We start from the raw sequence: 19,134 nt of genomic DNA, 5'->3' as shown, positions 1-19,134 counted from the left end.
CGGGCGGCCGGGGTTCGGGTCAGTTGGGCAGGTAGGCGAAGGTGTCCGGGTTCGGGCCCTGCCGGCCGGCCTCGCCCTTGTCCAGCGCGGTGATCCGCTCCATCGCCGCGTCGTCCAGCTCGAAGTCGAAGATCCGGGTGTTCTCCTCGATCCGCTTCGGGGTGGTCGACTTCGGGAAGATGATGTCGCCGCGCTGCACGTGCCAGCGGAGCACCACCTGCGCCGGGGACCGGTCGAGCTGCCCGGCGATGTCGACCACCGTCGGGTCGTCGAGCACCTTGCCCTGCGCGATGGGCGACCACGCCTCGGTGAGGATGTTGTGCGCGCGACCGTAGGCGCGGACCTCGTCGTTGGTGAAGTACGGGTGCGCCTCGATCTGGTTGACCGCCGGCACGACGCTCGCCTCGTTGGCCAGCCGCTCCAGGTGCGACACCTGGAAGTTCGACACGCCGATCGAGCGGGCCCGGCCGTCGCGCTGGAACTCCTCCAGCACCTTCCAGGTCGAGACGTAGTCGCCGTCGTACAGGGTCGGCAACGGCCAGTGGATCAGGAACAGGTCGATGTGGTCCATCTTCAGCGCCGCGAGGGTCGAGTCGAACGCCCGGCGGGCGTCGTCGGGGCGGTGGAAGGCGTTGTTGAGCTTGCTGGTCACGTAGACCGAGTCCCGGTCGAGGCCGGACATCCGTACCGCCTCGCCGACCTCGGCCTCGTTGCCGTACATCTCAGCGGTGTCGATGTGCCGGTAGCCCACCTCGAGGGCGGTGGTCACCGCCGAGACGGTGTCCTTCGGCTCGATCTGGAACACCCCGAAGCCGAGCTGCGGAATGGTGGTGCCGTCGTTCAGGCTGATGTCGGGAATCGTGATTGCCACTGCGGCTCCTTCGCGTCTTCGTTTCCTGTCATCCATACCCGTGCGGGTGGACGATCCACCGCCCAACCGGAGGTGACGAACGCAACGGCGGACCGGTTCACCCGGTCGTGTCGAACAGCACCGGCCACGGCCGTGCCGCCGGCACCGACGTCACGGGCGGCGCGGGCACTGTGGGCTCGGCGGCGGCCAGCACCTCCGCGGCGAGTTGGCCGAACATCGCCGCCGCCGGGTGCGCCGACCGGTCCGGCCAGGCCGCCGAGGTGCGCTTGGCCAGCGGCGCGTCGGTGATCGGCCGCCAGGCCATCCGGGGTTCCCGGCGGGCCACAGCCGCCGGTTCTACTGCCACCCCGCCGCCGGCCAGCACCAGCCCGCAGAGGAACTCCGGGTTGCGGGCCGGGCGCACCCGGTCCGGGCGCCAACCGTGCTGCCGGCACACCGCCAGCAGGTGGTCGTGCCAGCCGGGGGCGGTGGCGCGGGGAGCGGCCACCAGATCAAGACCGGCCAGCGACGCGAGCGTCACCTCGCGGCCGCGGGCCAGCGGCGAGGTGCGCGGCAGCAGCACCCCCAGGGGTACGTCGACAGGGGCGCCGAAGCGCAGCCCGTCCGCCGCCACCGGGTGGTGTACGAGCCCCACGTCCAGGGTCCGCTCGGTGAGCATCCGCACCTGCTCGGCGGTGGTCAGCTCGTGCAGTTCCACGTCCAGGCCGGGCGCCCGGGTGGTGAGCCCGTCCAGCAGCGAGCGCAACGTCACGGCGGGCGTCTCCGGCGGCACCCCGGCCCGGAGTACGCCCAGCTCACCGGCACGGATCTGCCCCATCAGGCTGCGGAGTCGCCCCTCGCCGGCGAGCAGTTCCTCCGCCTCGCCGAGCAGCAGCTCACCGGCGGTGGTGAGGCGCACCTGGCGGCGGGACCTGTCGAACAGCTCGACGGTCAGCTCCCGTTCCAGCCGCTGGATCGACTGGCTCAGCGGCGGCTGGGCCATCCCGAGCTGTTCAGCGGCCCGGCCGAAGTGCAGTTCGTGTGCGACCACCACGAAGTGCCGCAGGTGCCGGAGCAGATCCACTGCCGGGACCCTACGCCAGCGCTACCGGGGCGGCACTGGTTACCGTGCTGGCGTGGACGTGGAGGAACGCATCGGGGCCATCTTCGCCGCCGTCGGGGTGACGGCCAGCCTGCACGTCGTGGACCTGGACGCCGTCGACCCGGATGCCGTCGGGGGCGGCGGGCTTCGGGAGGTCGGGGTACGGGCCGACGAGCAGGTGGTGATCGCCTCGATCTTCAAGATCCTGCTGGTGTTGGAGTTCGCCCGGCAGGTCGAGGCCGGTCAGCTGGACCCGACCGAGCGGGTGCTGGTCACCGCCGCCGACCGGCTCGGTGGATGGGGTCTGGCCGGCTGCGACGACGACGCCGAGGTGTCGCTGCGCGACCTCGCGTACTTCGCCATGTCGGTCACCGACAACACGGCCGCCGATCTGCTGCTGCGCCGGGTCGGCCCGGACCTGCTGCCGATGCTCGCCGTCGAGCTGGGTTTGACCCGTACCCGGGTCCTCGGTGGCCCTCGGGAACTGGTCGAGATGATGCTCGCCGACGTGGGCGCCCGGACCGAGGCGGAGTTCGCCCGGATCTTCCCGACGCTGCCGGCGGACCGGGTGCGGGCGATGCGGGTCTTCGACCCCGCGCACACCACGTCCAGCACCGCCCGGGAGATCACCCGGCTGCTCACGCTGATCTGGCGGGACGAGGCCGGGCCGGCGGCGGCCTGCGCGATGGTCCGCACCTGGATGGCCCGGCAGATCTTCTGGACCCGGCTGGCCGCCGGTTTCCCGCCCGGCGTCCGGGTCTCCGGAAAGACCGGCACCCTGCCCGGGTTCCACCTGGAGGCCGGGGTCGCCGAATACCCCGACGGCGGCCGGTACGCCATCGCCGTCTTCGCCCGCGCCGAGCAGTTGACCCCGCGCCGCATCGACGTGGACCTGGCGATGGGGGAGGCCGCCCGCACTGCCGTCGAGGCGCTGCGCGGCGACTGATTTCGCGACCCGCCGAGCGCCGCCGCACCTCTGCTGAGCAGCACCGATATCCGGCGGCGTATCGAAGCCGACGGTCCTTGATCTTGGACCGCGGCCGGGTGCCGCTGGTTGGCTCGTGGTCGACACATCACCCGACCACGGGGAGTACATCCGCATGCCCAGTCTCGACCGCCGACGCTTCCTGCGCGACGCCGCCACCACCGCCCTGGTCTCCGCCGGTGGCCTCGCCGCCGGCGTCGCCACCCCGGCCCAGGCCGCGCCCTCGACCGCCGCAGCCCCCGGGCCGACCGCTCGCCGCAAGGGCGCGGTCAGCTTCCGCTGGTGGGGTACTGCCGGCTGGCGCGTCGACATCGGCGACCGCACCGTTCTCGTCGACCCGTTCCTCAGCCGGATCGACACCGGGCTGTTCACCGGGGCGTTCAAGACCGACACCACGTTGACGGTGCGCACCGACGTCATCGACCCGCGGGTCGACCGGGCCACGACGGTGCTCGTCACGCACACCCACTGGGACCACTTCATGGACGTGCCGTACATCGCCAAGCGCACCGGGGCGCGGGTGTTCGGCACGCTGACCGCGTACCACCTGGGGTTGGCCTACGACGTGCCGTCGACGCAGCTCAGCGCCGTGAAGGGTGGGGAGGTGCTGGACTTCGGCGACCACAGCGTCGAGGTGGTCGGCTCGCTGCACAGCCGCAACCCGTCGTACTCGGTGGCCTTTCCCGGGGTGCGGGTGAGCCCGCCGCCGCAGCCGGCCACCATCGCCGACCTGCCGGAGGGCGACACGCTGGGCTACCTGCTGCGGGTCGACGGCGGGCCGTCGGTCTACTTCACCGGGGCCAGTGACGTCGCCGAGCGGAACCTCACCGGCCTCGCGCCCGACGTGGCGATGGTGGCCATGCAGAACGCCACCACCACCGGCGACTACCTGCCCCGGCTGCTGGAGGGGCTGGACTACCCGAAGGTCGTGGTGCCGGTGCACTACGACAACTTCGAGACGGCGTTGCAGAACCCGCCGCCGGTCGCCCCGACCGACCGGACCCGGCTGAACGAGATGATCGCGGCGGTGCGCCGGATCTCGCCGCGCAGCCGGGTGCTGGTGCCCGAGTACGAGACCGCGTACCACTTCTGAGCAGAGTCGGTGGGGGTCGCCGAGCCGCGACCCCCACCCGGTCAGGAGGCAGCCATCCCCGCCAGGGCCCGCACCGACTTCCAGTTGCGGGAGGTGGACACCACGCCGAGCTTCTTCTCCAGGTACGCGTTCGTGAACTTCGACCGCCCGTAACCGCCGTCGACGTAGTGCAGGAACACCTCACGGCCGGTCACCGTGAACGACACGTTCTCGCCACCAGGCACGGCCAGGGCATCCGCTGTGGACTTCTCCGGTGCGGTGGCGAGAAAGGCCACCAGCAGCCGCGTCGGGTCGTCCTCCCGGTCGGCGTACGGGTTGCCGCCGGCGATCGCCGCCAACTCCCGGGCGCTGCGCACCAGCACCGGCACCGTCAACGCCAGCTCGTCGGTCAGCGCCCGCGCGATGCCGGCGGCCAGCTTCTCCGCGTCGCGCACGGAGCTGCCGAAGACCACGTTGCCGCTCTGCAGGTACGTCTGGGCGTCCTCGTGCCCGAGGTCGGTGACGATCCGACGCAGGTCGGCCATCGCCAGCCGGGTGCTGCCGACGTTCACCCCACGCAGCAGGGCGACGTAGCGGGTCATGGCTCCTCCGTCCACATGGGTACGGCGTCAGCCTAGCGGTGTGAGCGAAGCTGTCGGACGGGATCGATAGGCTTCCACCGCCGGCTGCCACCCAGCGAATCGCCGGTCTTCCCTGGAGGTCAACTTTGATCCGTTCCCGCTTTGCCGTGGCGATCGCCGTCGCCGCAGCGACAGCGATCGTGGGGCTTCCCGCGACCGCACACGCCGACGAGATTCCAATCGTCACGTCTGCCCACAGCGACTACGACCTCGATCGGGGCACGTTGCTGGTGTCCATCACGTCGCCCAGCGACGTCACCGACGTCCGTGCGCACATCCGCGAGTACAACACCGGGGCGGAGGTTGCCGTTCAGGAGGACTTCTACCTCCAGTCCGGCACCGAGCGTGACGGCGTATGGCGATCCAACCCGATCATCCTCGACAAGCTCGGTTACTACCGGGTCGACGTGGAGGTCACCGACGAGGCCGGTCACCACGTCACCCAGACCGATGCCGGCGACCTGGACTACTCGGTGGTCACGTTCTTCGACAACGTCACGCTGAACCGCACCACTGTGACCTATGAGAACCGCAACGTGACAGTGCGGGGATGGCTCAAGGGGCGCTGGCCGGGCAGCGGCGAGATCAGGTCCCTGGGGAGATTCCCCATGACGGTGAACGCCGACTTCAGTTGGGACGCGGTCACCACCAGGGCCGACGGTTCCTTCACCGGCACTGTCACGATCGGCCGCAAGGACGTGCAGGTGTACGCGAACTACAGCTATGACAACGACCATCTCTTCCACGGCTCGTCGCGTTCGGCCGAGACCGCCATCGCGATCACCAAGCGGCCGATGCGGATCACCATCGACACGGACCGACCCAAGATCCTCAAGGATGAGAACGTCACGGTGAGCGGTCGGCTGACCTGGCGGACGCCGGAGGGCTGGGTGCCGGTGCCTGGTGTGGAGCCGGGGGTCTCCCTCTGCATGAGCGCCGACTACTGCCGCACGTACCTCGGCTCCGCCACCACGGACGCGGACGGTCGGTACTCACTGACCACCTCGCCGTACGAGACCGGCCGCCTCCAGGTGGGCTACTCGATGGACGACGACTTCGTCAGCACCGCGATCGCCAGCACGAACATCTCCGTGCTGCAACCGGCCGCGTTCCGCAGTTTCTCGGCGGCCCGGGAGAACGCGACGACTGTGACGCTCAGCGGCGAGATGGAGTTCAACGGCGGGTTGTCCCCGGGGACGGTGCCGCTGAAGGTGCAGTTCTCGGCGACCGGCGACGACGACACCTGGGGCACCCAGGCCACCATCTACGCTGGCGGCAGTTACGACTTCGCCACATCGGTCTACCGGAAGACGGCTGGGTTCTGGCGGGTCGTCTACCCCGGCACCTCTACCGACTTCCAGTCGGCGACCAGCGCGTCGGTGTACGTCAGCTGATCTTGGTGGGCGCGGGGGCGTCCAGTTCGGATGTTCCCGCGCCCTCGTCGACACACCACCTCGCTACCCCGACCGGTGGGGACCCACCAGGCCCGTCTCGTACGCGACGATGACCAGTTGCGCCCTGTCGCGTACCGCCAGTTTGGTCAGCAGCCGCCCGACGTGCGTCTTGACGGTGGCCTGGCTGAGGTTGAGGTGCGCGGCCAGCTCCGCGTTGGACAGGCCCCGGGCGATCAGCGCGAGGACCTCCCGTTCCCGATCGGTCACCCCGTCGAGCTGGCGGGGCAGCGGCCGGGTCGGCTCCGGCTGCCGGGCGAACTCGTCGATCAGCCGGCGGGTCACCGTCGGCGCGAGCAGCCCCTCCCCGGCGGCGACCACCCGGATCCCGGTCAGCAGATCCGCCGGTGGGGTGTCCTTGAGCAGGAACCCACTGGCCCCGGCGCGCAGCGCCCCATAGACGTACTCGTCGAGGTCGAACGTGGTCAGGATGATGACCCGGGTGTCGGCCGTCGCCGGGTCGGCGCAGATCCGCCGGGTCGCCTCGATGCCGTCCATCTCCGGCATCCGGACGTCCATCAGCACCACATCCGGCCGGTGCTGCCCGGTCAACGCGACAGCTTCCACACCGGTGCCCGCCTCACCGACAGTCGTGCAGTCCGGGCTGAGATCGACCAGCAACCGGAAACTGCCGCGCAGCAACGCCTGGTCGTCGACGATCAGCACGCGGATCACGCGGCCACCCGGTAGGGGAGGCTGGCCGTCACCGCGAAGCCACCGTCGGGGCGGGGCCCGGCGCGGAACTCCCCGCCGTGCAACGCCACCCGTTCCCGCATGCCGATCAACCCGTGCCCCTCCCCGCCGAGCAGGACCGGCCGCTGCCCGTCGTCGGTCACCTCCACCCGCACCTCGTCGGGCAGGACGGTCACCGTGGCCCGGCAGGAGGCCGGCGCCGCGTGCTTCACCACGTTCGTCACCGCCTCCTGCACGATCCGGTACACAGCGAGGCCCACCGACTCCGGTACCGCGCCCGCCGGCTCGTCCCGCCGCACGTCGAGCTGCACGTCGACGCCGCCGATCGCCGCCTGCCGGGCGAGGAGGGGCAACTCGTCCAGCCCTGGCGTCGGCGCGTACGGGCTGTCCTCGCGCAGCACGCCGAGCACCCGACGCACGTCGGTCAGCGCGGTGCGGCCGGTCTCCTCGATGACCCGCAGCGCGGCACCCGCCTCACGGGGGTCGGCCTCGGCGACGTGGTTGGCGACGGCCGCCTTGACCACTATGAGACTGAGCGTGTGCGCGACCACGTCGTGCAGCTCACGCGCCACCCGCAACCGCTCCTCGGTGGCGGCCTGACGAACGAGCTGGTCACTCTGCCGGGTGGCGAGGGCTCGTCGCTCCCGGATCTGCCAACCGATCACCCAGGCCGGCGCGACCATGACGGCGGCGTAGGCGACAGCGCCGGTCCGCGACCAGAGGTCCCCCGCGGTCAGCACCAGGCCGACGCTCACCAGCGCCAGGCAACCGGCGGCGCAGAGCAGCGACCGGCGGGTGGGCGTCGCCACGGCCACCGTGTAGAAGGACAGCCCGATGGCGAGCGCCGGAGCGGCGGCAGCGTAGTTGGGGATCACACCGGTGATCAGGGCGACGGTGGCGACGGAGCTGATCACGACGGCCACCGCCATCGGCCACCGTCGCCGGACGGCCAACGGCAGCCCGAGGGCCATCCCGACCAGCACCGACACCCAGAGCGGCTCGCGTACGCCACCGTGCAGCGGCGACTCCAGCGCGGCGTACGGGCAGAGCAACCCACCGACGGCAACCGCCAGCAGGGCGTCCACCGTGTACAGGTCCACCGGCCGCATCCGTCGGGTCAACAGGAGAGCAGTCACCAGTCGAACGGTAACGATCGGCTGGATCGACCGCGTCCGCCTGTGGGCCGTCATCCCCGAGGACGACGTACCGGTGCTGCCGGGCCTGCGACTCCACCCGGGGGAGGGCCGGAAAGTGCCCGCTCCGGCACGACGCGCCGTACCCCCCGCGTTCGGGACCGTAACGGTCATGACCACAGACACGGTGACAGTGACGGGGCTGCGAGCGGTGTACGGCACCGGCACCCGGCGGGTGACGGCGCTCGACGGCGTGACCACGCGCTTCGCGAGCGGCACGTTCACGGCGGTGATGGGGCCCTCCGGCTCGGGAAAGTCGACACTGCTGCACTGCGCGGCGGGGCTGGACCGCCCGACCGAGGGAACCGTCACGATCGACGGCACCCGCCTCGACGACCTCGGTGAGGACGCGCTGACCCGGCTGCGGCGCGACCGGATCGGCTTCGTCTTCCAGGCGTTCAATTTGGTGTCCACGCTGACCGCCGCGCAGAACGTCGAGTTGCCGTCGCGCCTGGCCCGCCGTCGACCGCCAGCCGGGGACGTGGTCGCCGCCCTCGACGCCGTCGGTCTCGCCGACCGGGCCGGGCACCGGCCGAGTGAGTTGTCCGGCGGGGAACAGCAGCGCGTCGCCGTGGCCCGAGCGTTGATCACCCGCCCGGCGGTGGTCTTCGCCGACGAGCCGACCGGGGCGTTGGACAGCGCGTCCTCCCGGCAGGTGCTCCGGCTGCTGCGGGCACTCGTCGACGACCACGGGCAGACCGTCGTGATGGTGACCCACGATCCCGCCGCCGCCGCGTACGCCGATCGGGTCCTCCTGTTGGCCGACGGTCGCGTCGTCGACGAGCTGACCGGCCCGATCTCCGCCGCCGCCGTCGCCGCCCGGATCGCCGAGCGCGAGACCGCCCGGGAGTTGTCGTGCTGAGCGTCCGGCGGTCGGCCAGCGCCTTCGTGGCCGTGGCCATCGGGGTCACGCTTGTCGCGGCGGCCACCCTGCTGCTCGCCTCCGGCCGCCCGCAGGTGCCGGACCGGCTGGCGCGGGCGGCGGTCGTGGTGCAGAGCCCCGAGGCGGGCGCGTCCGCTGAGGAGTTCATGCCGACCCGGCCCTGGTCGGCCAGCGCGGCGGCGGAGTTGGTCGGCAGGCTGGCCGGTCTGCCGGACGTGGTGGCGGCGGTGCCGGACCGCACCTTCTACGCCCAGCCGCTCGTCGACGGCCGGCCTTCGGCCGCCGACACCCGGCGCGAGGACGCCTACCAGGGGCACGGCTGGTCCAGCGCCCAACTGGGTGGGCTGCGCCTCACGGCTGGCGAGCCACCCCGCCGGCCCGGCGAGGTGGTCGTCGACAGCGCGCTCGGACTGCGCGCCGGCGCACCGGTCACACTGCTGACCGCGGCGGGCCCGGAGTCGTACACCGTCACGGGTCTGGTCGACGGACCCGGCGTGCACGTCGCGGACGAGGTCGCCGCAGCGCTCGCGCCCGGCGTGCGGGCCATCGGGCTGGTGCTCGCCCCGGACGCCGACCCCGAGCGGGTCGCCACGGCGGCTCGCGGAGTCGTCGGCGGCGACGGACTGGTGTTCACCGGTGCCGCCCGTGGTGCGCTGGAGCCGCGCGGCGACGCCCGTACCCGGTGGATCGGCATGCAGGTGCTCGCCGCCACGGCGGCCCTCGCCGGCTTCGTCACGGTGTTCGTGGTCGCCTCCACCTTCGCCTTCACCGTCGCGCAGCGCCGCCGTGAGCTGGGTCTGCTGCGCGCCGTCGGCGCCACCGGAGGCCAGGTCCGCCGGATGGTGTACGCCGAGGCGCTCGCCGTCGGCGTCTCGGCGGGGCTCGTCGGCCTGCTGATGGGCGCGGTGCTCGCCCCGTTGCTGGGTCGGCTGCTGGTCGACGTCGGCTTCGAACCGTCGACCTTCCGGGTCCGCTACGAACTCTGGCCGATCGCGGTCTCGCTCGCGGCCGGGCCGGTGATCGCGGTGCTGGCCGTCTGGTCGGCGTCCCGCCGAGCGGCGCGGGTCCGCCCGTTGGAGGCGTTACGCGATGCCGCTGTGGAACAGCGACCGATCGGTCGGCTGCGTGCGGTCACCGGGGCGCTGCTCCTAGGGGCGGGGGGCGCTCTCAGTCTGGGCACGGCGACCGCCGACGAGGCTCGGGTGGGGGCGCAGTACGCGCTCTACGCGGTGATGGCGTTGGTGGCCGGCACCACGGTGCTCGCCCCGGTGGTGGTCGGGCCGCTGGTGCGCCTGCTGCGTTCTCCGGTGCGTCGGCCCGGTGGCGCGATCGGGATGCTGGTCCGGGGCGGGGCATTGACCGCGACCAGGCGGACCGCCGCCATCGCCGCGCCGGTGCTGCTCACTGTCGCGTTCGCGGTGCTGGTGTCCGGGATGGTGCGCACCAGCACCGCCGCGTACGCCGCGGGTCGGGCGGACAACGTGAACGCCGGCTGGATCGTCGTGCCGGACCGGGCACCCGGCCTGTCCGACCGGGCCGTCGCCGCGACCGGTGGCACCGCGCTCCTGCCGACCACCGTCTACCGCACCGACCCCGGAACGTCGCCACCGGACCGGCCAATGACCGCGCTCGGCGTGGACCCGGAGGGCTTCGCCGCCGCGAACCGGGTGCTCACCGTCGTCGCCGGTTCGCTGAACGACCTGCGGGGCGACGACACGGTGGTGGTCACCGCCTCGGCGAACCGCCTGCCGTCGGAGCCGTACCCGATGGTCTTCGCCGACGGGACGACGGTGTCGCTGCGCGTCGTCGCCGTGGTCGACGACACCTCGATCCCCGGCGACCTGCTGGTGCCCCGGGTCGTGGTGCGGGCGCACGACCCGTCGGCGCTGACGTCCACCGTGTACGTCCGGGACCGCATCGATCCACCGGTCGGCGCGCGGATCCTCGACGTGCCGGGCTGGGCGGCCGAGGCGGACGCCACCGAGGACCGCCTCGTCTGGCTCTTCACGCTGCTGCTGATCGGGGTGTCCGCCGGCTACGGGGCCGTCGCGGTGGCCAACACGCTGCTGCTGGCCGCCGCCGGCCGCGCCGCGGACCTGCGGCTGATCCGGATGGCCGGGGCGACCCGACGGCAGGTCATCTGGCTGGTCACGGCGGAGTCCGCGCTGGTGGTCCTGATCGGCGCGCTGCTGGGTGGGGCTGTCGCGTTCGTCGGTCTGCTCAGCATCAGCGCCGGCCTCGCCGAGCAGGTCGGTGCCCCCGTCGACCTGGTGATGCCGTGGTCGGTGATCGCCGGGGTGGTGGGGCTGTGCCTGCTGCTCGCGGTGCTGTCCAGTGTGTTGCCGACGTGGCGGCTGCTGCGCCACCGTCCCGCCCGGTCGCCGGTGGGCCTCGTCGGATGACAGCGCCCCCCGCGCGGACGGTGGGCCAGCTACCGTCAATGGATGCGATTCGCGCGCCCGGTCGGGCTGCTCCTCTCCGCCGCCGCCGTCGCGCTCTGGGCGTACGGCATGACCACGTGGCAGCCGCTGACCGAGCCGCTCGGCCCGTGGTCGGAGCACCTGCCGGGCAACAACGCCTACTGGGCGCGCGACCTGCGCTTCATGGCGATCATGGCGGTGCCGCTCGGGTTGGTGCTGGCCGGGCGGGGGCAGGTGCGGTGGAGCGGCCCAGCTGTGGTGCTGGGCGGCTGCTGGATCGCGGTCGACGTGGCCGTCGACCGGGCCGACCTGATCGGCGTCGACGCGACGGTGCGCCTCGCCGTCGCCGGCTACGCCGTGCTCGGCGTGGTCGCGGCGCTGCTGCTCTGGTGGGAGCGCGCCGTGCCGCCAATGGGGGAGCCCGATACGCAGTCGGCACGGGAGCGCGGCGCGATCCCGGCCACCGACCGGCGGGTGCTGACCGGCGCGGCCTGCGTGGCCGGGGTCCTGACGCTGGTGGCGGCCGGAATGGAGTCACCGACCGACCGGGAGCCGGAACTGCACCAGGGTGCGCTGGCCACGGCGGCGCTGCTGGTGGCCCTGGCCGTCGGTGCCGCGTTGGCGGCGGCTCCGGCGCGGACCCGGGTTCGCGTCGGGCTGGCGGCCGGCCTCACAGTGGTGGCAGTGCTCGGCGTCGGGTGGGTCCGTGCCACAGCGCCCGGCACACGCCTCCTGCCGGAGGCCGCTCTCGGGGCGGTGGTGCTCACCGGAGTCACACTGCTGGCCTGGGACTGGCCGGGCGGTCGGCCGATCTGGCGGCACCACGCCCTGGCCGCGCTCATCGCCCTCGTGGGTCCGGTGGTGTTCCTGTTGGCCACGGCCATCTCCATGATGATCCTGATGCCGATCGGCGCGGCGTTCACCGCGCTGGCCGGCAACAGCCCGATCAACTCCGCCGACTCCGATCTACTGGTCTCCCTGGTCGGGCTGCTCGCCGGGTTGGGAATGGCAGTGCTGCTGGCGCGGCCGAGCGTCGAGGACCGTCGGCAGCTCCGCTAGCTCACTCGACGACCGGCAGCACCACCTCGTTGCGACGCAGGAACCACGGCTTCCACGGCGGGTCGAAGCGCGCGTACCGGATGGCACCTGTCGGTTGCAGCCCGGCCGCGGTCACCGACCGGCCGAGCATGGTGGCCCGCTGACTGAACGCCTGCTCCGTCCACCGCCCGGAGAACCGCATCGCCGCCGCCAGCCGCGCCGGAACCTCGCGGATCCGCACCCGGGCGTCCACCGGCTCGGGCAGGGTGGCGGCGGTGAAGCTGGCCGGCATGACGAACTGGATCAGGTACGCGCCCGGCCACTCACCCTCGATCTGCACAACCGGCACGGTCATGGCGATCTTCTCCGAGCCGCTGACCGCCGCGAGCGCCGGCGCGGCGGAGCCGATCGGGTGCCGGGCCCGATTGGCGCCACCGATGTACGCGGCCAGCGGCCGGAACGCCTCGATCGGCGCCCGGGTGAACGACGCCTGGATCTGCATTTCGGCCACCAGGTGGGCGGGGTACCGACGCAGCTCGAAACCGGGGTGTCGAGACACCACCCGGTACGGCTGCTGTTCGGTCATCGCGCGGCTCCCAGGGTCTGCTGGGACAGACGCTACCGCCCGTCCGGCTCCCGCTCGGCCGAAGTCGGCCGCTCCGGCCCGGGAGCGAGTGCCCTGGTGGTCAACCGCCAGTACTGCCGCTTGCCCTCGTCGCGCAGCACCACCCCGATCTGCCCCAGCTCGCGGCGCAACTCCCGGGCGTCGTCGCGGCGGTCCCGCTCGATGGCCCGATCCCGGGCACGTAGCAGCGCGTCCGCGCCGGCCGGCAACCCGGGCAGGCCCGGAACCCACAGCCGGTACGCCGACCGGTGCGGGTCGTCGTCCGCCCAGCCCCAGCCGTGCTCCCGGAACGCCGCCGCCAGTTGGGCCGCCGGCAGGTCCGTCGACTCCCGGACGAGTTCCGCGCCGTCGGCGTCCAGCAGCACCAGGTGCTTGTCGGCGAGGAAGACCACCCGGGTGTCGACCCGGGCGATGGTCCGGTTCTCATCCGAGCGGCGCAGCTGGACCTGCGCCCCGTCGACGGTGACGATCAACCGTTCGGCGGTGCCGATCCCGGCGATGACCAGGCCGGCCAGGACGCCAACCCCGATCGTGCCGGCGGTGGCCTGCGGCTCGGGCAGCCGGTCCAACCACTCGATCAGGTCGCTGAACGGCACCCAGGGCAGCCGGGCGAGCCAGCCCGTCGCCGCCGCGAGGAGCCACCCGGCGCCCGCGCCGAGCAGCGGAAAGCCACCCCACAGGACCGCCAGTTCCAGCGGGCCGCCGCTGACCACGGTGCGCGGACGGTAGCTGGCCATCTCCATGGTCAGGACACCTCGCGGCGTAGCGTCCGGAACAGCCCGGCGGCCAGCGGGAGCACCATCCAGACCAGCAGGGAGACCGCAAGGCGCCCCCACTGCTCGCCGGTGACGTGACTGGTGAACAACGGCTCCATGGTCCGGCTGGTGTCCAGCCAACCGGCCGGACCGCGCAGCGGTCGGACCAGTTCGCCGAGCACCGACCAGAGGGTCGGCAGCAGCAGGTAGCCGACAATGGCCAACGGCGTGTTGAGCAGCAGCAGACCGAAGGCGGCACCCATCAGCACGCCGGCGACCTGAACAACCGCCGCGTTCACGATCAGCGACGCGTCGACCTGCCAGGTGCCCGCGCCACCGGTGGCGGACGCGACCAGCGTTCCGACGACGGCGACGGCCACTGTGACCAGCAGGGAGGCGAGCGCCGCCAGCACCACCGCGAGTAGCTTCGCGGCCACCACCCGCTGCCGCCTGGGCACCAGCGCATAGGTGGTGAGGGCTGTGCGCTGTGACCATTCGCTGGTGATCGACAGAATGCCGAGCACCGGCAGGAGCACGTTGACGGGCAACAACGAGCTGGCGAAGAACGTGAAGAAGGTCTGTTCGGAGTCCTCGGCGTAGATCAGCAGGAGGGTGACGATCGCGACGACCACGAGACCGATGGCGATCAGCAGCCAGCGGCCGGCCCGGGTGTCGACGAGCTTGCGCATCTCCACGGCGCTGAGACGGAGCAACGACGGGCGGCGTACCGGAGAGTGGTGCCTTGGCGCGACGGCGCCGGCGGCGGGCGCGGTGGTGGTGGTCATCGAACGGCCTCCTTGGTCGATTCGCCGGCGGTCAGGGTGAGGAAGAGCTGTTCCAGGCCGCCGCCGCTGGCGGGTCGCAGCTCGGCCAGCGCGACGCCGGCATCGGCCGCCGCCTGGCCGACCGCCTCGGCGTCGGCCTGCACGAGCAGGCCCTCCGAGCTGTCGGCGGCGCTCAGGTTGGCCGCCTCCAGCGCTCGACGCAGCGCCGCGTCGTCGCGGGCGCGAACCACAGTGCCGCCCCCGGCCAGCAGTTCGTTCTTGTCGCCCTGGGCCACGATCCGGCCGCCCCCGATCACCACCAGCCGGTCCGCGACCGCCTCCACCTCGCGCAGCAGGTGGGAGGAGAGCAGCACTGTGCCGCCCCGGTCGGCGAAGTCACGCAACAGGCCGCGCATCCAGAAGATCCCCTCCGGGTCCAGGCCGTTGGCCGGCTCGTCGAGGATCAACACCCGGGGGTCGCCGAGCAGCGCGTGCGCCAGCCCGAGCCGTTGGCGCATGCCCAACGAGTACGCCCGTACCCGACGCTTCGCGGCCACCGCGTTCAACCCGACCAGGTCGAGCTTCGCGGCGACCTCGCGCCGGTCCAGACCCATCGTGTACGCGGACAGCGTCAACGCCTCGCGGCCGGTGCGCCCGGCGTGCTGGGCGGAGGCGTCCAGCAGGACCCCGACCTCCCGACCCGGGTTGGGCAGTTCCCGGTACGGGTGCCCGGAGACGGTGGCGCGGCCGGCGGTCGGCGTGGTCAGCCCACAGATCATGCGCATGGTCGTCGACTTGCCGGCGCCGTTGGGGCCGAGGAAACCGGTGACGGTGCCCGGCTCGCACTGGAACGACACGTCGTCCACGGCCGGGTGTGGCCCGTACCGCTTGGTGAGGTTCTCCACGGTGATCATGCGGTTGAGCCTGCCCGCGCCGCCCGGCCATCCGCTGCGGCCACCGGTCGGTACCGTCTCGACCTTGGTCGATCATCGAATCTCGACTTTGGTAGCTGGTCGTGTCGCCCGTCGGCTGCCTAGCATGGGCGCGTGACCAGCATCGCCGTTCCGGAGCACCCCTGGCTGCTGCCCGGGGAGCTGGTGGTGCCGGCCGAGCGTGTCCGGGAGAGGCCGCGCCGCACCACACGTGACTGGGTGGTGGATGGCCTGGCGTTCCTGCTCGGGCTGCTGTGGGTGCTGTTCGTCACCTTCGACGCCCTGTCGCCCAACCCGGAGGCGGCGACCGCGCTGCCGCACGACTGGATGGTCGGCGTCGACACGGTGCTCGGGCTGGTCTGCTGCGGCCTGCTCTGGGTGCGTCGGCGGTGGCCGCTCGGGCTGGCAGTGGCCACCCTGCCGCTGAACCTGTTCTCGTTGGCCGCCGCCATCCCACTGTTGATCATCTACTTCACAGTGGTGGTGCATCGCCGGACCGCCGTCGCGGTCGCGATCACCGGTGCCGGGCTCCTCACCAACCTGGTCTTCAGTTGGACCCGTCCAGATCCGGTGATGCCGTACTGGGCCACTGTGACCTGGGGGGTGGTGATCACCTTCGCGGTGCTGGCCTGGGGGATGTTCGTCCGGGCCCGCCGACAGTTGATCGTGTCGTTGCGCGAGCGCGCCGAGCGGGCCGAGGCGGAGCAGCAACTGCGGATCGCCCAGGCCCGCCACCTCGAACGCACCCGGATCGCCCGGGAGATGCACGACGTGCTGGCCCACCGGATCTCGCTGCTCAGCCTGCACGCGGGTGCGCTGGAATTCCGACCGGACGCGCCGGCCGACGAGGTGGCCCGCGCCGCCGGGGTGATCCGGGGCAGCGCGCACGCCGCCCTCCAGGACCTGCGCGAGGTGATCGGGGTGCTGCGCGCCGAGGACGACGGAACAGGCGACACCCCCGAGCCGCCGCAGCCCACCCTCGCCGATCTGCCGGCGCTGATCGCGGAGTCGCGGTCGGCCGGGGTGCGTGTCAATGTCAGCGACAGCGTCGCCAGCCCGGGGGAGGTGCCGGCGGCGCTGGGCCGGGCCGCGTACCGGATCGTGCAGGAAGGGCTGACCAACGCCCGCAAGCACGCGGCCGGCGCGGCCGTCACCGTCGATGTGGCCGGCGGGCCGGGCACCGGACTGACAGTGGCGATCGGCAACCGGTGGCCGGTCGGCGTGCCGCCCGGCGGCACACTGCCAGGTGCCGGCACCGGCCTGGTCGGCATCAGTGAACGGGTCACCCTGGCCGGTGGGCGGCTCGCCTACGGTCGGGACGACAGCGGTGACTTCCGGCTGGCCGCCTGGCTGCCGTGGCCGGCGTGACCAGCCCCGCCGGGCCGCCGGACGCGACCATGCCGGCCGGAGCGGCTGCGCCGCCGGTGCGCGTGCTGATCGTGGACGACGACGCGTTGGTCCGGGCCGGGCTCTCGATGATCCTCGGCGGTCTGCCGGACCTGGCCGTGGTCGGCGAGGCGGCCGACGGTGGCGAGGTGCCGGCGGCCGTCGCCGCGTACGCCCCGGACGTGGTGCTGATGGACATCCGGATGCCGCGGGTCGACGGGCTGACCGCCACCGAGGCGCTGCGTGCCCAACCGCACCCGCCGGAGGTGCTGGTGCTGACCACCTTCGACGCCGACGAACAGGTGCTGCGGGCACTTCGCGCCGGGGCGGCCGGTTTCCTGCTCAAGGACACCCCGCCGGCAGAGATCGTGCGCGCCGTACGCCGGGTCGCGGCGGGCGAGGCGACGCTCTCGCCGACGGTGACCCGGACGTTGATCGCCCACGTGACCGCCGCCGCCCCCGGCCCGGTCGGCCCGGACCCGCGCCGGGAACGGGCGCTGCGGCTCCTCGCCGGGCTCAGCGAGCGGGAGCGGCAGGTGGCGGTCGCGCTCGGGCGGGGTCACACCAACGCGGAGATCGCGGGGGAGTTGTTCATGAGCGTGGCGACGGTGAAGGCCTACGTGTCCCGGCTGCTGACCCGGCTGGAGCTGAACAACCGGGTCCAGGTGGCCCTGCTCGTGCACGACGCCGGCCTCGTCTGACGGTCGGTCGCGCCGGCCTGTCGGCGGAGGATCTGCTTACCGCGTACCGGAATTGAACTTTCGTCCGGTGTCCGCCGTACCCATGGCCGAGGATGTCGGTGCGGTAGGTCCGCCGTACCGCTGCCGAACTGCGGGAGGCCTGCCGTGCGAGTTGGTGAGCAGTCGACGGATCCCATCGATCAGGTACTGGGTGAGGTGCCAATGCCGGCACCCCTGACCCCGGAGGATGTCCGGCTCGCGGTCCGGGCGGTGGTAGTGCACACCGCCGAGGAGTGGCCCACCGGGCCGCTGTGCCGCAACGACGGCGCTTCCTACCCGTGCCGACTGCACCGCTGGGGGCGTCGGGTGTTGGAGGCACACGGGCTCAACGAGCGGCAGATCGAAGCGTTGATCCGGCATGGCAATCCGTTCGTGCACGTGCCGTTTCCGTTCACGGCGACCGGGCCGTCGCGGCAACAGGCCGCGCGGGCCGTCCCCCAGGGGGTACGGCCCACCGCTACCGGCCGGCCGGTGACTCCCCCCGTCACCGCGCCGCGCTGGCCCCGGGCGAGCTGAGCGCGCTGTCCCCCTCCGCCCACACGACCCGGGGCGACACGACGTCGGCCCGGCGCGGAGATTCCCCCCTCCGCGTCGGACCGACGTCGCTCTGAGCGGTCGACTCAGTTGCCGACCCCGCAGTCCGGGGCGGACCAACTCGTCGTGTTCGAGCTGTCGTCGCTGTTGTTCTCCCGGCGTGAGTCGACGTGCACGTGGTCGTCGTGGTCGGGGTAGCCCGGCCCGTAGATCCCACTGAAGCCGTTGTTGCGGGCGCCGCGGGCGACCTGGCACAGCGAGGACGTCCGTGAGGTCACGTCGGCCGCGTTGCCGTACAGGTGTTGGCTGTCGGACGCGCCGCCGACCTGGTTGTTGCAGGCGCGACTGCGGTATCCGCTCGACACGTAGAGCGGCTTGTCGCCGAGGCTCTTGCGCAGCGCCTCCAGCTTCCACATGGTGCGCAGCGCGTTCTGCTTGGTCTGGTTCGCCGACAGCGGGCCGCCGCTCCACCCGCTTTCGCCGCACCCGTTGTCCAACTCGCCGTAGGTGAAGTGCGCGGGCGTGCAGTCGTTGTCCTGGAGTTGGTAGAGCTTGGCGAAGGTCTGTGGGCCGGCGATGCCGTCGGCGCGCAGCCCGTACGCCTGCTGGAACCGCTTGACCGCGGCGGCGGTCTTCGGCCCGTAGCGGCCATCGTTCTCCACGATGTCCCGGTAGCCGGCCCACCCGGCGACCCGGATCTGCAACTGGCGGACGTCATCGCCGGACCGCCCCTGGCTCAGGGTGCGGTTCCAGGTGTAACAGCCGTCCGCGTGCGCCGCCGGTGCGGCGACCACCGTGGCGATTACGGCCCCTGGCAGTGCCAGGGCGAATGCGACGGCGACCCGCTTCAAGGTGTTTACGCGCACAGAAGTCCTCCCGATAGCAGAGCGAATGGGGTGGCTCCAGGACATCGACCGAGAAGTCCCGTGATTTCCACCCTCGCACTGATCAGTGCCGTTGGAGGTGGTTAACGAGAATCGTGCTCACAATCCGCTGTGGCTGGGTATTGGCTGGGAATTCGGCTGATTTGCGAAACAGCCATTTCCGGCCGATCACCCCTCCTACGGCCA

The 19,134-nt window shown here is 72.3% G+C and carries 19 protein-coding genes; 9 read left to right on the top strand and 10 right to left on the bottom strand.

Annotated features, from left to right (window positions below; genetic code table 11):
* Nucleotides 1-19: 19 nt before the first annotated feature.
* Nucleotides 20-871 (bottom strand): aldo/keto reductase, encoded by an 852-nt coding sequence (locus ACLQ3F_RS22330; RefSeq protein ID WP_425851173.1) that lies wholly within the window; start codon nucleotides 869-871, stop codon nucleotides 20-22.
* Between the two features lie 97 nt (nucleotides 872-968).
* Nucleotides 969-1,934 carry a LysR family transcriptional regulator gene (locus ACLQ3F_RS22325; RefSeq protein WP_357259255.1) on the bottom strand — a complete coding sequence of 322 codons (966 nt, stop codon included), beginning with the start codon at nucleotides 1,932-1,934 and terminating at the stop codon, nucleotides 969-971.
* Between the two features lie 52 nt (nucleotides 1,935-1,986).
* On the opposite strand from ACLQ3F_RS22325, the gene ACLQ3F_RS22320 reads away from it, so the two are divergent.
* A complete protein-coding gene (locus ACLQ3F_RS22320) occupies nucleotides 1,987-2,898 on the top strand; it encodes a serine hydrolase (protein WP_357194937.1) in 912 nt (303 codons plus the stop codon).
* A gap of 154 nt (nucleotides 2,899-3,052) precedes the next feature.
* On the top strand, nucleotides 3,053-4,030 hold the full coding sequence (locus tag ACLQ3F_RS22315; RefSeq protein ID WP_425851171.1) for an MBL fold metallo-hydrolase: 978 nt from the start codon (nucleotides 3,053-3,055) through the stop codon (nucleotides 4,028-4,030).
* Between the two features lie 41 nt (nucleotides 4,031-4,071).
* Here the strand turns inward: ACLQ3F_RS22315 and ACLQ3F_RS22310 are convergent, their stop codons facing one another.
* A complete protein-coding gene (locus ACLQ3F_RS22310) occupies nucleotides 4,072-4,611 on the bottom strand; it encodes a DUF1697 domain-containing protein (protein WP_425851170.1) in 540 nt (179 codons plus the stop codon).
* A 125-nt stretch (nucleotides 4,612-4,736) separates the two neighbouring features.
* On the opposite strand from ACLQ3F_RS22310, the gene ACLQ3F_RS22305 reads away from it, so the two are divergent.
* Nucleotides 4,737-6,044, top strand: coding sequence for a hypothetical protein (locus tag ACLQ3F_RS22305; RefSeq protein ID WP_425851169.1), 1,308 nt, complete (start codon nucleotides 4,737-4,739; stop codon nucleotides 6,042-6,044).
* A 63-nt stretch (nucleotides 6,045-6,107) separates the two neighbouring features.
* Here the strand turns inward: ACLQ3F_RS22305 and ACLQ3F_RS22300 are convergent, their stop codons facing one another.
* Both ACLQ3F_RS22300 and ACLQ3F_RS22295 read right to left on the bottom strand, forming a co-directional pair.
* Nucleotides 6,108-6,776 carry a response regulator transcription factor gene (locus ACLQ3F_RS22300; RefSeq protein ID WP_357194925.1) on the bottom strand — a complete coding sequence of 223 codons (669 nt, stop codon included), beginning with the start codon at nucleotides 6,774-6,776 and terminating at the stop codon, nucleotides 6,108-6,110.
* On the bottom strand, nucleotides 6,773-7,930 hold the full coding sequence (locus tag ACLQ3F_RS22295) for a sensor histidine kinase (RefSeq protein ID WP_357224870.1): 1,158 nt from the start codon (nucleotides 7,928-7,930) through the stop codon (nucleotides 6,773-6,775). The genes ACLQ3F_RS22300 and ACLQ3F_RS22295 overlap by 4 nt, the downstream gene beginning before the upstream one ends.
* Nucleotides 7,931-8,099: 169 nt before the next feature.
* Between ACLQ3F_RS22295 and ACLQ3F_RS22290 the strand changes: the two genes are divergently transcribed.
* Genes ACLQ3F_RS22290 through ACLQ3F_RS22280 form a run of 3 tightly spaced genes read left to right on the top strand, consistent with a single transcriptional unit; the run spans nucleotide 8,100 to nucleotide 12,349 of the window.
* A complete protein-coding gene (locus ACLQ3F_RS22290; RefSeq protein ID WP_425851167.1) occupies nucleotides 8,100-8,849 on the top strand; it encodes an ABC transporter ATP-binding protein in 750 nt (249 codons plus the stop codon).
* Nucleotides 8,843-11,272 carry an ABC transporter permease gene (locus ACLQ3F_RS22285; protein ID WP_425851166.1) on the top strand — a complete coding sequence of 810 codons (2,430 nt, stop codon included), beginning with the start codon at nucleotides 8,843-8,845 and terminating at the stop codon, nucleotides 11,270-11,272. The genes ACLQ3F_RS22290 and ACLQ3F_RS22285 overlap by 7 nt, the downstream gene beginning before the upstream one ends.
* Nucleotides 11,273-11,314: 42 nt before the next feature.
* Nucleotides 11,315-12,349, top strand: coding sequence for a hypothetical protein (locus ACLQ3F_RS22280; RefSeq protein WP_425851164.1), 1,035 nt, complete (start codon nucleotides 11,315-11,317; stop codon nucleotides 12,347-12,349).
* 1 nt (nucleotide 12,350) lies between these two features.
* On the opposite strand, the gene ACLQ3F_RS22275 is transcribed toward ACLQ3F_RS22280, so the two are convergent.
* Genes ACLQ3F_RS22275 through ACLQ3F_RS22260 form a run of 4 tightly spaced genes read right to left on the bottom strand, consistent with a single transcriptional unit; the run spans nucleotide 12,351 to nucleotide 15,386 of the window.
* The gene (locus ACLQ3F_RS22275) at nucleotides 12,351-12,914 is read right to left on the bottom strand and encodes an SOUL family heme-binding protein (RefSeq protein WP_355005477.1); all 564 of its coding nucleotides are present in this window, start codon (nucleotides 12,912-12,914) and stop codon (nucleotides 12,351-12,353) included.
* A 32-nt stretch (nucleotides 12,915-12,946) separates the two neighbouring features.
* Complete coding sequence (locus ACLQ3F_RS22270) at nucleotides 12,947-13,696, bottom strand: YqeB family protein (protein WP_425851162.1); 750 nt, start codon at nucleotides 13,694-13,696, stop codon at nucleotides 12,947-12,949.
* 2 nt (nucleotides 13,697-13,698) lie between these two features.
* Nucleotides 13,699-14,493, bottom strand: coding sequence for an ABC transporter permease (locus ACLQ3F_RS22265; RefSeq protein ID WP_393223363.1), 795 nt, complete (start codon nucleotides 14,491-14,493; stop codon nucleotides 13,699-13,701).
* On the bottom strand, nucleotides 14,490-15,386 hold the full coding sequence (locus tag ACLQ3F_RS22260; protein ID WP_425851159.1) for an ABC transporter ATP-binding protein: 897 nt from the start codon (nucleotides 15,384-15,386) through the stop codon (nucleotides 14,490-14,492). Before ACLQ3F_RS22260 ends, ACLQ3F_RS22265 begins: the two co-directional genes overlap by 4 nt.
* Before the next feature lie 132 nt (nucleotides 15,387-15,518).
* On the opposite strand from ACLQ3F_RS22260, the gene ACLQ3F_RS22255 reads away from it, so the two are divergent.
* The 3 genes from ACLQ3F_RS22255 to ACLQ3F_RS22245 all read left to right on the top strand — a co-directional run bounded on the left by ACLQ3F_RS22255 (nucleotide 15,519) and on the right by ACLQ3F_RS22245 (nucleotide 18,046).
* Entirely contained in the window at nucleotides 15,519-16,772 is a 1,254-nt protein-coding gene (locus ACLQ3F_RS22255) for a sensor histidine kinase (protein WP_425851157.1), read from the top strand.
* The gene (locus ACLQ3F_RS22250) at nucleotides 16,751-17,491 is read left to right on the top strand and encodes a response regulator (protein ID WP_425851356.1); all 741 of its coding nucleotides are present in this window, start codon (nucleotides 16,751-16,753) and stop codon (nucleotides 17,489-17,491) included. Before ACLQ3F_RS22255 ends, ACLQ3F_RS22250 begins: the two co-directional genes overlap by 22 nt.
* 201 nt (nucleotides 17,492-17,692) lie before the next feature.
* Nucleotides 17,693-18,046 carry a hypothetical protein gene (locus ACLQ3F_RS22245; protein ID WP_357194895.1) on the top strand — a complete coding sequence of 118 codons (354 nt, stop codon included), beginning with the start codon at nucleotides 17,693-17,695 and terminating at the stop codon, nucleotides 18,044-18,046.
* A 104-nt stretch (nucleotides 18,047-18,150) separates the two neighbouring features.
* On the opposite strand, the gene ACLQ3F_RS22240 is transcribed toward ACLQ3F_RS22245, so the two are convergent.
* Entirely contained in the window at nucleotides 18,151-18,930 is a 780-nt protein-coding gene (locus ACLQ3F_RS22240) for a D-Ala-D-Ala carboxypeptidase family metallohydrolase (protein ID WP_357194892.1), read from the bottom strand.
* Nucleotides 18,931-19,134: the final 204 nt, after the last annotated feature.

This window comes from Micromonospora sp. DT15, assembly GCF_049841475.1.
In the GTDB taxonomy this organism is placed as follows: Bacteria; Actinomycetota; Actinomycetes; order Mycobacteriales; family Micromonosporaceae; genus Micromonospora.
Note: the sequence above shows the minus strand (reverse complement) of the source record. Positions and strands in the feature narration are given on the sequence as shown.